Below are 15,694 nucleotides of genomic sequence, written 5' to 3'. Positions count from 1 at the left end.
TATCATTTATGGACGTCTACTCGTATACTTTCTATAAAATTTTACCTGGTTAACACTACGTAGATGCTAAAAAAATAAAAAGGTTGCGTTTAAAATACAAAAACCTCCCTTATGGGAGGTTTTTATTATCAATATGATATAATTGCTTACTCGTTAGATAATTTGATTGCTTCGTGAATTTTTGTTTCTAGCTCATCCATAAGGTCTGGATTATCTAGTAACAATGCTTTTACAGCATCACGACCTTGACCTAACTTAGTATCTTGATAGCTAAACCATGATCCAGCTTTCTTTACAATCTCATAGTTTACACCTATATCAATAATCTCTCCTACTTTTGAGATTCCTTCACCATACATGATATCAAATTCTGCCATACGGAAAGGTGGTGCAACTTTGTTTTTTACAACTTTAACACGGGTCTTATTACCCATTACATTAGCATTACTATCCTTAATCTGTGTAGAACGACGTATGTCAAGACGTACAGATGCATAAAACTTAAGTGCGTTACCACCAGTTGTAGTTTCTGGATTTCCAAACATTACACCAATTTTCTCACGAAGTTGGTTAATAAAGATTACTGTACAATTAGTCTTGCTAATGGAACCAGTAAGTTTACGAAGTGCTTGAGACATTAAACGAGCGTGAAGTCCCATTTTTGAATCTCCCATTTCTCCTTCAATCTCACTTTTAGGAGTAAGTGCAGCAACAGAATCGACTACAACGATATCAATAGCTCCAGAGCGTATAAGATTGTCTGCGATTTCAAGTGCTTGCTCTCCGTTATCTGGTTGTGATATGATCAAGTTATCAATATCCACCCCTAGCTTTTCTGCATAGAAACGATCAAAAGCGTGCTCTGCGTCAATAAATGCCGCAATTCCTCCAGCTTTCTGAGCCTGAGCGATGGCATGTAGTGTTAAGGTGGTTTTACCAGAAGATTCTGGTCCATAGATTTCAATCACACGACCTCTAGGATATCCTCCTACACCTAAAGCAACATCTAGCCCTAGAGAACCCGTTGGTATAGACTCTACATCCACGATAGCTTGATCTCCCATTTTCATCACGGCTCCTTTACCGTAAGTCTTGTCTAGCTTGTCTAGGGTGAGTTTAAGGGCTTTTAATTTTGCATCTTTTTCACTACTCATATCTTCAGTTTTGTATTGTAAATTTAATTGTTAAATAATGGGTAAACAAGGTACGCTTTCGCGAAAGCGAAATATTTTTAACATAATTCTTATCGATGAAGACGCAACCATTTAATTATTATTGCATCTTCGCAATGAGAATAAGTCTAACGCATACCAAACACATTATTCCCGACGTTTTGCCAAAGATACTAAAATTTGGAATCTTTACTAAAATTAGGAAGGCCACAGCTACAAAGTATTAAACAAATTACGACGACATTAAATAAAATGTAAACCTGAATTAGCCAAAATTCACAAAAAAATGCCCGCAGGATAGACCTCCGGGCATTTTTTGTACCCTTAATTCAAAGACTTATATTTGCCGAAGAAATAATTCTTTTAACTTAAAACGAAGGTATAGCATGCAACTGTACAACAAATTAAGCGCAAAAGAGAGAGCACAGCTTATAGAAGAGGCGGGAGAAGAACGCCTTACACTCTCTTTTTACCAGTATCATAAGATTGGAAACCCAGAACTTTTCAGAAACCACCTTTTTGTGGCTTGGGATGAGATGGAAGCCTTGGGACGTATTTATGTGGCAAACGAGGGAATAAATGCCCAGATGTCTGTTCCAGCCAAAAAATTCACAACATTTAAAGCCTTTCTTGACGGAATAAACTTCCTAGAGAATGTACGTCTTAATATTGCGAGAGAGCAAGACGATAAATCATTCTTAAAACTCAAAGTAAAAGTGCGTAATAAGATTGTTGCAGATGGACTAGTAGATGAAACTTTTGATGTAACAAACAAAGGAGTTCATGTAGACGCTTCTACTTTTAATGAACTTATAGAAGACGAGAATACAGTACTCGTTGATATGCGTAATCACTATGAGAGTGAGATAGGGCATTTTAAAAATGCAGTCACTCCAGATGTAGATACCTTTAGAGATAGTCTTGACATCATTGAAGAAGATCTAAAAGATCATAAGGAGGATAAAAAACTTGTGATGTACTGTACGGGTGGTATACGTTGTGAGAAAGCAAGTGCTTATTTTAAGCACAAAGGTTTTAAAAATGTTTTCCAGCTAGAAGGAGGAATCATTGAGTATGCTCGCCAGGTAGAAGCAGAGAAGCTTGATAATAAGTTCAAGGGTAAGAATTTTGTGTTTGATCACCGTCGTGGAGAGCGTATCTCAGACGATGTTATCTCAAATTGTCACCAGTGTGGTACTCCTTGCGATGAGCATGTAAACTGTGCAAATGAAGCTTGCCACTTACTTTTTATACAATGTGAGGAATGTGCAAAGGCTAATGAAAACTGCTGCTCTACGGAGTGTGCAGAGATTAATGCACTGCCATACGAAGAGCAAAAGAAATTACGTTCTGGTAAAGGAAATAGTAATAAGATTTTTAAGAAAGGTAGATCAGAAAAGCTGGCTTTTAAGAAGTAATCAATAGAAAAAGAATCTGTTGATTTTGATTTTGGAAAAGGCGCTATAGATTACCTATCTTTATCGATAGTTCATTTTGAACATAAATATAACGCGTACACGCATCTGTTACTCTCTTAACGATTGATATGGAGCGGTGTACATTTAAATATACAAAATATGGCATGTGGCAGTTGTGGCACAGGTGAAGACGGATCTCCTAAAGGTTGTAAAAACAATGGAACCTGCGGAACCGACGGATGTAATAAACTTACAGTCTTTGACTGGCTTTCTAATATGTCCCTTCCTGATGGACAAGAAGCTTTTAACTACGTAGAAGTACGTTTTAAAAATGGACGTAAAGATTACTATAAAAACGAAGAAAAAGTTACCCTAAGTATAGGTGATATTGTAGCGACTCAAGCAGAGTCTGGCCACGATATTGGAATGGTAACCCTTACTGGTGAGCTTGTGCGAGTGCAAATGAAGCGCAAGAAAGTAAGGCAAGACACTCCAGAAACACTTAAAATCTATCGCAAGGCATCACAGAGAGATATAGATATCTGGACTACTGCTCGTGAGAGGGAAGAAAGTATGAAGGTGCGTGCTAGACAGATAGCGATACGTCTAGATCTCCAAATGAAAATATCAGATATTGAGTTTCAAGGAGACGGTTCTAAAGCGACATTTTATTATACGGCAGAAGATCGTGTAGATTTTCGCCAACTCATAAAAGAATTTGCTCAAGATTTTCGCACTCGTATTGAGATGAGACAGATAGGTCTTCGTCAGGAAGCGGCACGTCTGGGTGGTATAGGTTCTTGTGGTCGCGAACTTTGTTGTTCTACATGGTTAACAGATTTTAGGTCTGTAACTACGAGTGCTGCTAGATACCAGCAATTATCACTTAACCCGCAAAAGCTTGCTGGACAATGTGGGAAATTGAAGTGCTGTCTTAATTATGAGCTAGATGCTTATATGGATGCGCTCAAAAGTTTTCCAAAAAGTGAGACAAAATTATACACTCAAAAAGGAACTGCAGTTTGCCAGAAAATTGACATTTTTCAAGGGCACTTGTGGTATGCTTACGAGGGAGAATGGATGAACTGGCATAAGCTTACGACAGATCATGCAAATGAAATTATAGCTGCAAATAAGAAGAAAGAACCGGTTGCAAGCCTAGAAGAATTTGCTGCCGAACTTATAGAAGAAACAGTAATAGATTTTGGTAATGTGGTAGGTCAAGATAGTCTTACTCGTTTTGACAAGCCTAAAACTACAAACAAGCGACGCAATAGTCGTAAGAGAAAACCTGCGGGTAACGGAAACAAGCCTCAAGGAGATAGACCAAAAGCTAAGGATAGAACTCCCAGAAAACCCAATCAAGATGGTGCAAAAGGTCCAAGACCTGCAGCAAAGAAAGGACCAAAACCTCAAGCAAAGGGACCTAGACCAGAAGGTAAAGGCCCAAAGCCTCAAGCAAAAGGCCCAAGACCTGAGGGTAAAGGACCTAGACCTAAAAGCAGAGGCCCAAAGCCGAAAGCTCAGGGAGGAAAAGCTAAAGATGCAACGAGCCAAAATCCAACTCAAGAAGGTCAAAAGTCTGGAGGATCAAAGCCTGCAAATAAAAATAAAAGGCGTCCTCAAAAACCAAAACCTAATGCGTAACGTATTACTATTGATACTCATTATTTTATGTGTTTCATGTGATTCAAAACAAGTGTATCATTCATACACGTCGTTAGGTAGCTCATGGAATATTAATGAACCTGTGGTGTTAGAAGTAAACGAGCTTGATAGCGTGCCATTATATAATGCATTCATTACCGTTCGTAATAATAATCAATACCCATACAGTAATCTTTTTTTGATTACAGAGATGCAGTTTCCGCAAGGGCGTACGTATACCGATACCCTCGAGTATGAAATGGCAAATCCAGATGGAACGTGGATGGGTACTGGTTTTGGAGATATTAAAGAAAGTAAATTGTTGTATAGAGAAGGAGTACGCTTTCGCGAAAGCGGAACCTACACATTTACTATAGAGCACGCAGTAAGAAAAAACGGAAACATCGCTGGAGATGCCTATCTAGAAGGAATTACCGAAGTAGGATTACGTATTGAAAAGCAAGAATAAACACATCATAATGGCAAAACAAACACCTCCAAAAAAAGTTGCAAAAAAAAGCGACGGAGATTACAGTAAATATATTTCTTGGTTTTGGCGACTATTTGCAGGAGGAGTCACACTGGCAGTACTATTATTTTTACTAGCGAGTTGGAATGTTTTTGGAACACTCCCCACCTTTGAAGAACTTGAAAACCCAGAAAGTAACCTTGCTACAAAAATCATCTCTGTTGATGGAAAGCAGCTAGGTACTTATTACAATGAAAATAGGACTCCTATTAAATATGATCAATTACCACAGAACCTTGTCGATGCACTAGTTGCAACAGAAGATGAGCGTTATTATGAGCACTCTGGTATAGACTTTAGAGGTACGGCCAGAGCGATGGCTTATCTTGGTAAAAACGGTGGTGCAAGTACAGTAACACAACAGCTTTCTAAGTTGTTATTTTCAAATCCTCCTAGCTCCACGCTAGAGCGGCTTCTGCAGAAGGCAAAGGAATATGTAATTGCAACAAGGCTGGAGCGCCAGTATACAAAGCAAGAAATCATTGCGATGTATCTTAATAAATTTGACTTTCTTTTTAATGCTATTGGTATAAGCTCTGCCGCTCGTATTTACTTTAATAAAGATGTAAAAGATCTTGATTTGCATGAAAGCGCTGTTTTTGTAGCAATGCTTAAGAATCCAAGACAGTATAATCCATACCGTGAGATATCTAAGGAGAAATCACTAAGAAGGCGCAATCAAGTCTTCAAGCAGATGGAAGTAAACGGAATGATCACAACTGCCGAAAAAGATTCCCTCACAGCATTACCTATGGAAGTAAAGTTTACTCCAGAAGGACATGCAGATGGAACGGCAACGTACTTTAGAGAAAATCTTAAGAAATTCATGGCTTCATGGATTAAAGAGAATCCTAAAGGAGAAGACGCAGAGGGTAATACCACATATTATAATATTTACCGTGATGGTCTTACAATAACGACAACTATAGATTCTCGTATGCAGAAAATGGCAGAAGATGCTGTTGCTGCGCATATGCCAAGATTACAAGCCGAGTTTGATAGACAAAACGAGAAAAACAAAACAGCGCCTTTTAGAGATATCGAAGAGGAGGATGTGGAGCGCATTTTTAATAATGCTATAAAAAGCTCATCTCGCTGGCGAAAACTCAAAGCGCAAGGAAAAACAGATGCTGCAATTAGAAAATCATTTGATGTAAAAACAGATATGACCATTTTTACATGGGCAGGAGATGTAGATACATTAATGACTCCGCGTGATTCTATACGTTATTACAAGAAGTTTTTACGTACAGGGATGATGTCTATGGTACCTCAAACTGGAGAAGTGCGCGCGTGGGTAGGTGGTATTAATATGAACCACTTCCAATACGATCACGTACAATTAGGAAAACGCCAGGTAGGATCTACCTTCAAACCTTTCTTATATGCAACAGCAGTAGATCAATTGCATTTATCTCCATGTGATACATTGCCAAACACACTTTATACTATACCTGCGGGAGCGCACGGAAATACAAAGAACTGGACTCCAGAAAACTCTGGAGGTGAGATGGGTGGTATGATTACAATGAAAGAGGCACTTGCTCAATCTGTAAATACAATTTCTGCTAGGCTCATGGATAAAGTAGGGCCACAGCCTGTATTAGACTTAGTAAGCAAGCTAGGGATAGATACGAAGGATATTCCAGTAGTACCTTCTATCGCGCTGGGAACAGCAGATTTAAGTGTGTATGAAATGGTATCTGCATACGGAGCTTTTGCAAATCAAGGGGTATATGTAAAACCACAGATTGTAAGTACCATACAGGATAAAAATGGAACAGTTTTGTATCAGCATGTTCCAGAAACTCGAGATGTTTTAAGTGCAGAGAGTGCTTACGTGACACTACAGTTAATGGAAGGAGTGACGCGCTCAGGTTCTGGAGCAAGATTACGTCACACATGGCGTAAAGATGCAATATATCGTAATGCCGTTACGGGTTATCCATACGGTTTTGATAATGCAATAGCTGGTAAAACAGGTACTACACAAAATCAAAGTGACGGATGGTTTATGGGTATTGTGCCTAATCTTGTGACTGGAGTTTGGGTAGGTGGTGATGATCGCGCAGTTCACTTCCCAGGCATAGGTTATGGTCAGGGAGCAACAATGGCATTACCTATCTGGGGAATGTATATGAAAGAGGTATACAAAAATGAGGATCTAGAGATTTCTAAAAGCGAATTTTCAAAACCTAGTAACTTAACAATCACAACTAATTGTGATGATTATAAGAGTTCTGGTGTAAGCGACGAGCTTCCAGATGAGCTGGATTTTTAATAGTATAATACATACATAATTATAAAGAGTGCGAGCAATCGCGCTCTTTTTTTTGGATTCATTTTTAGATGTTCAATTACGCTTTCGCGAAAGCGTAATTCAATACAAAATCCGTACTTTTAGTACTTATAAACTAAGAATATGATAACAAAGAAAGTGACTGGAGTAGACGCCGCACTAGAAGGTGTTGAAAGTGGAATGACATTGATGCTTGGAGGTTTTGGTCTCAGCGGTATTCCAGAAAATTCTATAGCTAAACTAGTAGCTCTTGATGTCAATAATCTCACCTGTATTTCTAATAATGCCGGAGTGGATGATTTTGGACTAGGGCTGTTGTTACAGAAAAAGCAAATAAAGAAAATGGTTTCTAGCTATGTGGGTGAAAACGCCGAGTTTGAACGCCAGATGCTTAGCGGTGAGCTTGATGTAGAGCTTATACCACAAGGAACCCTTGCAGAGCGATGTAGAGCAGCGCAAGCAGGATTTCCAGCAATATATACACCAGCAGGATACGGAACAGAAGTAGCCGAAGGAAAAGAAACAAGAGAATTTGACGGGAAAATGTATGTGCTAGAACATGCTTTTAAAGCAGATTTTGCTTTTGTAAAGGCATGGAAAGGTGACGCTGCAGGTAACTTAATATTTAAAGGGACTGCAAGAAACTTTAATCCTAATATGTGTGGGGCAGCTACTATAACTGTTGCAGAGGTGGAAGAGCTTGTGCCGGTAGGGACACTAGATCCTAATCAAATACACATCCCAGGGATTTTTGTACAACGTATTTTCCAAGGAGAAACCTTTGAAAAGAGAATAGAACAACGCACCGTTAGAACAAGAGACTAATTATGGCTTTAGATAAAAATCAAATTGCACAACGCATTGCAAGAGAAGTACAAGATGGGTATTATGTAAACCTAGGTATCGGTATTCCTACACTTGTTGCAAACTATGTACGTGAAGACATTGACGTAGAGTTTCAAAGTGAGAATGGAGTTTTAGGGATGGGGCCTTTTCCGTATGATGGAGAAGAGGATGCAGATATTATAAATGCTGGAAAGCAGACTATTACCACCTTGCCTGGGGCAAGCTTTTTTGATAGTGCTACTAGTTTTAGTATGATACGTGGTAAACACGTAGACCTTACCATTCTAGGTGCTATGGAAGTTGCAGAAAATGGTGATATCGCAAACTGGAAAATACCAGGTAAAATGGTAAAAGGTATGGGAGGTGCAATGGATCTCGTGGCAAGTGCAGAAAATATTATTGTAGCCATGATGCATACTAACCGTGCAGGAGAATCAAAACTTTTAAAAAAATGTAGCCTGCCACTAACTGGTGTAGGATGCGTGAAAAAGATTGTGAGTAACCTTGCAGTGTTAGAAGTCACTGAAGCAGGGTTTAAACTGCTCGAGAGAGCTCCAGGAGTGTCTGTAGAAGAGATTCAGGCAGCAACCGAGGGAGCATTAATTGTAGATGGCGATATTCCAGAAATGAAGTTTTAATATACTTCAATCTAGTAAAACATAGTCTCCGATTATCTTATAAACCATTAAAAGTGGTTTTGAGATAGTTGGAGATTTTTTATTAGAGAAACTTTGTGGTCGTATTCTCTTCTTAAGATCACACAGATTTTATGCTTCTTGCGAGCTAATTTCCATTCATAAATAAGTAGCAATCCTTAGTCTTGTAGTTGAGGATATAGAGGCTCTAGTGATTAATTGACTCGATTTACAACGCTAGTCTAGAAATAGTTTTAATAAGTCTTATATCTCTATTCAATAGGTGTCAAAAATAGAGGGTACTTACATTTTGATTTCATTAAAATAGAGAATATTCTTACAAAAAGTGCTATCGCTTAATCATGAAATTCAAAAGAGGCTTTGCTTTACTATAATTTAAAATTGCGCTCAAACCACGTTTAAAAACTCAATAATTCGATGAAATACACAATATTTTAACATTTCAAAATATTTTCTTAATCAAAATCCTTGCAGATGTCTAATTTTATAGTATTTTAGCAGTCCCCCAAATCAAGTAATTGATTTCGATTAAATGCTAAGTAAGTTCGTTAATGAGCGAAGTAATTTAGTTTTATAGTATGACTTAAACGTATAAGAGTGTTTTAAGTTATGATTTGTTAGAAATCCGCGGGGGGAGCCCTGCGGATTTTGTTTTAAACCTCATTTGTCTTTCATCCCTACTATGGAAAAAATAACAAACTCTACGCGATCATTTGTCTCTGGCGTAAAACATGCTGCAGATTTTACAACAAATTGTGCTAGGCTAGCAAAGAAAGTATTTCTATTTATGATCTAGTAACTCTTACATTCCTTTGGGAATAGCATGAATGAGTTTTTGAGTGTACTCTTTTTCGGGTTGTTCATAAATATGATCTGCATCCCCTATTTCTTCTATTTTACCTTTATTCATAACCACTAGCTGGTCAGACATGTATTTTACTACGGCGAGATCATGCGATATAAAAATATAGGTAAAGCCAAAATCTGTTTTAAGTTCATTAAGAAGGTTAAGCACTTGTGCTTGTACGGATATATCTAGCGCACTTACAGACTCATCACAAATAATTAATTTAGGATTTACAGCAATAGTACGAGCAATCCCTATGCGTTGTCGCTGCCCTCCAGAAAACTCATGAGGATAACGATCATAATGTGATGCTTCTAGTCCCACTCGTTCTAGCAACTCTAGCACGCGCTGCTTTCTCATAGATTTAGAATCGTAAAGTTTATGGACTTCCATAGGCTCTATAATGGCTTGACCTACAGTGAGCCTGGGGTTAAGAGAGGCAAAAGGATCTTGAAAAATGATTTGTATTTCCTTTCTTAAACTTCTCAGCGCTGCTCCACGCATTTCATTAATAGCCATTCCTTTGTACAAAATGGTTCCTGCAGTAGCTTTATCTAATTGCAAGATGGCATTTCCCAGGGTAGATTTACCACAACCAGACTCGCCTACAAGTCCTAAGGTTTCTCCCTCATAAATAGAGAATGAAACATCATCCACCGCTTTAAAGGCAATATCTTCAGCGAAGATGCCGGCACTAGAAAAGTATGCTTTTTCTACATTAATCACCTCTAGTAAAGGTGGTTGTGCATACAGATTTCTTAAATGTTCGGCTCTTTCAGATTTTGTTTCGGCTTTAGAAAGTGGTTTTTTATCTAGGTAATCTTTTATCGTTGGTAACTTTTTCAGTCGTTCATCTAGAGACGGTCTTGCACTTAATAATGCTTTTGTGTACTCATGTTGTGGGTTTGAAAATAACGCTTTCGCGAAAGCGTACTCAACAATATCTCCTTTATACATCACAGCAACCCTGTCTGCAATCTCGCTCACTAAGGAAAGGTCATGAGAGATGAAAATAATACTCATCTGATTTTCTAACTGCAATTCCTTAAGTAATACTATAATCTCTTGCTGAACGGTAACATCTAGGGCAGTAGTAGGCTCATCTGCAATAAGGATTTTAGGCTTACAAGCGATAGCCATCGCAATCATTACACGTTGTTTTTGACCTCCCGAAATCTCATGAGGATAGGCGCTATAAATCTTTTCTACAGCGGGCAGCTTTACCTTTTCAAATAAGCGTAGGGTTTCTTCCTTTGCAGATTTTCGGTTGAGCGAAGTATGTTGTAAAAGAATTTCTACCACTTGCTCACCGCAACGCATTGACGGATTGAGACTACTCATAGGTTCTTGAAAAATCATGGAGATTTCATTACCTCGTATTTTCTGAAAATCCTTTTCACTAGTATCTAGTAATGATTGATTTTCAAAAACTATGGTGCCTTCAATAAGCGTGTTTTTCTTAGGTAAAAGCCCTAGAATGGCGAGTGATGACACACTCTTTCCAGACCCTGATTCACCCACAATAGCAAGAATTTCATTTTTATAAAGATCAAATGAAATGTTATGTATTACTTCTTGTACTTCCCCTTGCTGTTTAAAGGATATAGATAGTTGGTCTACAGTAAGGATTTTTTGTGGCTGCATACTTCAAAAATACGATTTCTTACGGTCTGTTTTTAAAAGGATACATCGCAATTTGTAACACAAAAACGAGCTTGATTTGAGACTTTTTATAGTTATCATAATATTTCAAAACATCATTAAATGTATTCAGCTATAGAAAATGAGTAGTTCTTGTTTAGGGATTCATCCAGTTCTTCACACAAATCGTATTTCTTAAAAAAACCTTAAAAATTTTTGTGTAGTTCGTCGAAAAAATTATGATTTCTTTACTGAAATGACGTCATTTACTGGGTAAGCATATAATTTTAGCAAAATAAATGCTAAATAATGTGTTTTATTAAGATTTCCCTATAATTAATTTAGAACTACAGTATGAAGAAAATCTACTCCTTTTTCCTAATGACTATTCTATTAGGAACCGCCGTTTATGCACAGACCAGTGTGGACGGAATCGTCCAAAATTATCTAAGTAGCAATGCAGAAGAAGTTGGCTTGAAGTCTACAGACGTTGCTCAATGGAAAATTACTGATATTGTTCCTTCTCTCAATCCTGAAATACAGCACGTTTATGTAAAACAAATGTATCAAGGTATTCCAGTACAAAACGGAACATACAAACTCACCGTAAGAGATGGTAAAGTTACCTACGAGATAAACCAGTTTGCAAAAGATGTTGCTCAAAAAGCTGCTGGAGCATCACTTTCACTGTCTCCAGAAAACGCAATCTTAAAGGTTGTGAATGCTCATAGTCTTAAGACACCAAGCAATCTAGGAGTTACAAAATCTTCTGGTAATCTTCTTGAATATGCAAATTCTGGAATAAGCTTAGAGCCTATTAAAGTAGAAAAAACATACCTAGCAATAGGTGATAAAATGCACCTTACTTGGAATGTATCTCTTTACCAACTTGACGCGCAACACTGGTGGAATGTAAATGTAGATGCATCTACAGGAGAAATCCTTAAAACCACAGACTGGGTGATTTCTTGTTCTTTTGAAGATCCTAATCACACAGAGCATGGTCATACAACTACAGAAGAGCCAGTAGTAAATTATGGGCCGCGCAGTGCTACTGAAGCGAGCTATACCGCAGCTGCAGTAGGTGGTGGTTCTTATAACGTATTTCCGCTAGGGATTGAAAGCCCTAGTCACGGTAACCGTGTGGTAGTTACAGATCCAGCAAATGCTAATGCATCTCCTTATGGATGGCACGACACAAACGGATCTGCTGGTGCAGAGTTTACAACAACGCGTGGTAATAATGTACTCGCGCAAGATGATACTAATGGTAATAATGGAACAGGTACAAGTCCTAATGGAGGAAGTGCTCTTAACTTTGATTTTAGCCTTAATTTAAATAACACTCCATCTACTTTCTTACCAGCAGCTACTACAAACTTATTTTACTGGAATAATATCATGCATGATGTATGGTACCAATATGGTTTTACAGAGGCGGCAGGTAATTTTCAAGAAAATAACTATGGTAAAGGCGGAGCAGGAAGTGATTCTGTAAATGCAGATGCTCAAGACGGCAGTGGGACTAACAATGCAAACTTTGCAACACCACCAGATGGTCAAAACCCTAGAATGCAAATGTTTTTATTCACAAATCCTACCCGTGATGGTGATTTTGACAACGTAATTATTGCACATGAGTACGGTCATGGTATTTCTACACGTCTCGTAGGAGGACCTGGTACAAACGCATTAGGAGGTTCTGAACAAATGGGTGAAGGATGGTCAGACTGGTTAGGTATGGTAATGACTATACGTCCAGGAGATACGAGAGATACCGCTAGAGGAGTAGGAACCTATGCAATAGGACAGCCTACAACAGGGGCAGGAATACGTCCTACGAGGTATGCTACAGACTTTGCTGTTAATGGAACAACATACAGTGACGTTCCGGGATTAGTAGCACCACACGGAGTGGGATATGGTTTTGCAACTATTCTTTGGGACATGACTTGGGATCTTATTGATCAAGAAGGATATGACCCTAATCAATATAGTGGTAATGGAGGTAATAACATCGCAATGTCACTTGTAATAGAAGGACTTAAAAACACTGCAAATAATCCAGGATATGTTTCTGGTCGTAATGGAATCCTACAAGCAGACCAAGATCTTTACGGAGGTCAGTTCAACTGTTTAATATGGGATGCTTTTGCTAGACGCGGAGTAGGTGTAGATGCCGTAGAAAATAGCAACGGAGGAACAAACACAAATTCAGATCAGGTAGTATCATTTACAAGTGGATGTTCTGGACCACCAGCGCCAGTATCTTGTACTAGTACCGTAGCGTCGTTCCCGTATGCTGAAGGTTTTGAAAACACAATTGGAGCTTGGTCTCAAGACACATCAGATAATATTGACTGGACAGTAAACTCATCTGGCACGCCATCTTCTGGTACAGGACCAGCAGCTGCAAATGAGGGATCATTTTACATCTATGTAGAAGCATCTGGTGACGGTGCAGGATTTCCAACTAAGACAGCAACTTTAAATTCTCCTTGTTTTGATCTTACAGGAGTAAACGGAGCAGAAGTAACATTTAGTTACCAGATGACAGGTAGTGCTGTTGGGACTGTACGTCTTGAAGGAAGAGATGATGCAACGCAAACATGGGATGAATTATGGGTGCAATCTGGAGATAAAGGAGCGGCTTGGCTAGATGCAACCGTAAGTCTTGCATCTTATGATGGAGCCACACAATTACGTTTCCGTGCTACTACTGGAACTTCATGGCAGGGTGATATTGCTATTGATGGCTTTGCTATTGATGGTACTGCTCCGGCAGATACTCAAGCACCTACTGCGCCTACTAATCTTGCAGTAACAGATGTTACTACAACATCTGTAGCTTTATCATGGACAGCAGCTACAGATAATGTGGCAGTAACGGCATATGATGTCTTCCAAGGAACTAATAACCTAGGAGAAGTAACAGCTACTTCTGCAAACATAACTGGATTAGTAGAAGGAACTACGTATCAATTTACGGTTCGCGCCAAAGATGAAGCAGGTAATATCTCAGGAAATAGTAACACCGTAAGTGCGACAACTGATACTACTGCACCACCTAGTGGATGTGTAGGTACAGCAAGTGCTCCATATAGTGAGAGTTTTGAGTCAGGACTAGGTCAGTGGTCACAAGCTACAGGAGATGATATAAACTGGACACGCGATGCTTCAGGAACCCCTTCAAGTGGAACAGGGCCAGCATCTGGAGCTGATGGGTCTTTCTATTTATATGTAGAAGCTTCTGGTAACGGAACAGGTTTCCCTAACAAAAGAGCGATTATAAACTCACCTTGTTTTGATCTAACAGGAGAAACAGAAGCAAACTTTACATTTGATTATCACATGTTTGGATCAACAGACGGTGGTCGTATAGATCTTGAAGCAAGTGCAGATGGAGGTACGACATGGACAAGCCTTTGGAACCAAACTGGAAACCAAGGTAACCAGTGGAATGCTGTAACAATCAATCTTGATGGATACACTGGCGGAACAGTGCAATTACGTTTCAACCGTATTACTGGAAGTACATGGCAATCTGACGTTGCTATTGATAATGTAGTACTATCTGCCGGAGGTGGAGGAGGTGACACAGGTGCGCCATCTGGATACTGTGCATCAAATGGAAATAATACCAATGATGAGTATATACAACGTGTACAAATAGGAAGTATTAATAATGCAACCGGAGCATCTGCTGGCGGTTACGGAGATTTTACAAGCCTTTCTACAACATTAGGAAGTAGTAATACAATCACAATTACTCCAAGATGGACGGGAACTGTATATAATGAAGGGTATGCAGTATTTGTAGACTGGAACCGTGATGGAGATTTTACAGATGCAGGAGAGATTGTATACACTAGAGCAGCAACATCTGCTACTCCAATAACAGGAACATTTAGCGTGCCTTCTGGAGCATCTCAAGGAGCAACGAGAATGAGAGTTTCTATGAAGTATAACGGGATCCCTACAGCTTGTGAGAGTTTCCAGTATGGAGAAGTAGAGGATTATATTGTAAATGTGGTGAGTAGTGCTGGATTTGGAGCAAATGATGCTCAGAGCAGTCTAACCGAAGCAGCAGGAAGTGGAGAATTCTCTATATTCCCTAATCCTGTAACTCGCGGAGAGCTTTCAATTAACTTAAACGGCACAGAAGCAACTGCTGTGACTATCTATAATCTATTAGGGCAGGTAGTACACAAAGGTAATTTTGAAAACACACTTGATGTTTCAAGATTAGAGACTGGTGTTTATATTCTTGAAGTGGAAACTGCAACTACAAAAATGGTAAAACGTTTTATTAAGAAATAGTATTCATTTCTTAGTGTAGTAGACTATAAAGAAAAGCCCGATATCAAATTGATATCGGGCTTTTTCTATGTGAATAATTACGCTTTCGCGAAAGCGTACTCAACTTAATAAAACAACATTATCACTTATTGAGAAATTTCTTAAATGCTTCTGTGGTGTATATTTTCCAGATACCTAGTATTCCTGCAATGACCTGTAAAAACGTACCGCCACTTAATAATCCTGGTGCTAATGGCCAGTGCATAACCTTAAATAGAGCACCTAATACAGTGCAAATGAGCCCTAGAATAAATATGGTTAAAATGTGTTTTACCTTCAT

At 38.7% G+C, this 15,694-nt stretch carries 10 protein-coding genes; 7 read left to right on the top strand and 3 right to left on the bottom strand.

The annotated features are described in order from the left end of the window. Positions 1–146 precede the first annotated feature (146 nt). Positions 147–1,154 carry a recombinase RecA gene (recA, locus tag KRODI_RS05360; RefSeq protein ID WP_013750564.1) on the bottom strand — a complete coding sequence of 336 codons (1,008 nt, stop codon included), beginning with the start codon at positions 1,152–1,154 and terminating at the stop codon, positions 147–149. Positions 1,155–1,558: 404 nt separating this feature from the next. Between recA and KRODI_RS05355 the strand changes: the two genes are divergently transcribed. The 6 genes from KRODI_RS05355 (at position 1,559) to KRODI_RS05330 (ending at position 8,549) form a co-directional block, all read left to right on the top strand. Further along, a complete protein-coding gene (locus KRODI_RS05355) occupies positions 1,559–2,590 on the top strand; it encodes a rhodanese-related sulfurtransferase (RefSeq protein WP_013750563.1) in 1,032 nt (343 codons plus the stop codon). A gap of 159 nt (positions 2,591–2,749) precedes the next feature. Next, the gene (gene ricT, locus KRODI_RS05350; RefSeq protein WP_013750562.1) at positions 2,750–4,237 is read left to right on the top strand and encodes a regulatory iron-sulfur-containing complex subunit RicT; all 1,488 of its coding nucleotides are present in this window, start codon (positions 2,750–2,752) and stop codon (positions 4,235–4,237) included. Next, positions 4,230–4,706, top strand: coding sequence for a gliding motility lipoprotein GldH (locus KRODI_RS05345; RefSeq protein ID WP_013750561.1), 477 nt, complete (start codon positions 4,230–4,232; stop codon positions 4,704–4,706). The genes ricT and KRODI_RS05345 overlap by 8 nt, the downstream gene beginning before the upstream one ends. 10 nt (positions 4,707–4,716) lie before the next feature. After that, on the top strand, positions 4,717–7,047 hold the full coding sequence (locus KRODI_RS05340; protein ID WP_013750560.1) for a penicillin-binding protein 1A: 2,331 nt from the start codon (positions 4,717–4,719) through the stop codon (positions 7,045–7,047). Positions 7,048–7,188: 141 nt separating this feature from the next. Beyond that, positions 7,189–7,890, top strand: a complete 702-nt coding sequence (locus KRODI_RS05335; protein ID WP_013750559.1) for a CoA transferase subunit A — start codon at positions 7,189–7,191, stop codon at positions 7,888–7,890. 2 nt (positions 7,891–7,892) lie between these two features. Beyond that, positions 7,893–8,549, top strand: a complete 657-nt coding sequence (locus KRODI_RS05330; protein ID WP_013750558.1) for a CoA transferase subunit B — start codon at positions 7,893–7,895, stop codon at positions 8,547–8,549. 820 nt (positions 8,550–9,369) lie between these two features. On the opposite strand, the gene KRODI_RS05325 is transcribed toward KRODI_RS05330, so the two are convergent. Continuing rightward, on the bottom strand, positions 9,370–11,058 hold the full coding sequence (locus tag KRODI_RS05325; RefSeq protein ID WP_013750557.1) for an ABC transporter ATP-binding protein: 1,689 nt from the start codon (positions 11,056–11,058) through the stop codon (positions 9,370–9,372). Positions 11,059–11,409: 351 nt separating this feature from the next. Between KRODI_RS05325 and KRODI_RS15080 the strand changes: the two genes are divergently transcribed. Further along, the gene (locus tag KRODI_RS15080; RefSeq protein ID WP_083811792.1) at positions 11,410–15,375 is read left to right on the top strand and encodes a M36 family metallopeptidase; all 3,966 of its coding nucleotides are present in this window, start codon (positions 11,410–11,412) and stop codon (positions 15,373–15,375) included. Positions 15,376–15,496: 121 nt separating this feature from the next. On the opposite strand, the gene KRODI_RS05315 is transcribed toward KRODI_RS15080, so the two are convergent. Beyond that, complete coding sequence (locus KRODI_RS05315; protein ID WP_013750555.1) at positions 15,497–15,694, bottom strand: gliding motility protein GldL; 198 nt, start codon at positions 15,692–15,694, stop codon at positions 15,497–15,499.

Origin of the sequence: Dokdonia sp. 4H-3-7-5 (assembly GCF_000212355.1) — a bacterium.
GTDB lineage: Bacteria > Bacteroidota > Bacteroidia > Flavobacteriales > Flavobacteriaceae > Dokdonia.
The sequence above is the reverse complement of the archived record's forward strand: the minus strand, read 5'-3'. Positions and strand labels throughout refer to the sequence as shown.

What these genes read in the sequence shown, in the direction of transcription:
- KRODI_RS05340 (WP_013750560.1), top strand. Translation starts at nt 4,717, where the DNA reads ATGGCAAAACAAACACCTCCAAAAAAAGTTGCAAAAAAAAGCGACGGA.
- ricT (WP_013750562.1), top strand. Translation starts at nt 2,750, where the DNA reads ATGGCATGTGGCAGTTGTGGCACAGGTGAAGACGGATCTCCTAAAGGT.
- KRODI_RS15080 (WP_083811792.1), top strand. Translation starts at nt 11,410, where the DNA reads ATGAAGAAAATCTACTCCTTTTTCCTAATGACTATTCTATTAGGAACC.
- KRODI_RS05315 (WP_013750555.1), bottom strand. Translation starts at nt 15,694, where the DNA reads ATGAAGGTAAAACACATTTTAACCATATTTATTCTAGGGCTCATTTGC.
- recA (WP_013750564.1), bottom strand. Translation starts at nt 1,154, where the DNA reads ATGAGTAGTGAAAAAGATGCAAAATTAAAAGCCCTTAAACTCACCCTA.
- KRODI_RS05325 (WP_013750557.1), bottom strand. Translation starts at nt 11,058, where the DNA reads ATGCAGCCACAAAAAATCCTTACTGTAGACCAACTATCTATATCCTTT.
- KRODI_RS05355 (WP_013750563.1), top strand. Translation starts at nt 1,559, where the DNA reads ATGCAACTGTACAACAAATTAAGCGCAAAAGAGAGAGCACAGCTTATA.
- KRODI_RS05335 (WP_013750559.1), top strand. Translation starts at nt 7,189, where the DNA reads ATGATAACAAAGAAAGTGACTGGAGTAGACGCCGCACTAGAAGGTGTT.
- KRODI_RS05330 (WP_013750558.1), top strand. Translation starts at nt 7,893, where the DNA reads ATGGCTTTAGATAAAAATCAAATTGCACAACGCATTGCAAGAGAAGTA.
- KRODI_RS05345 (WP_013750561.1), top strand. Translation starts at nt 4,230, where the DNA reads ATGCGTAACGTATTACTATTGATACTCATTATTTTATGTGTTTCATGT.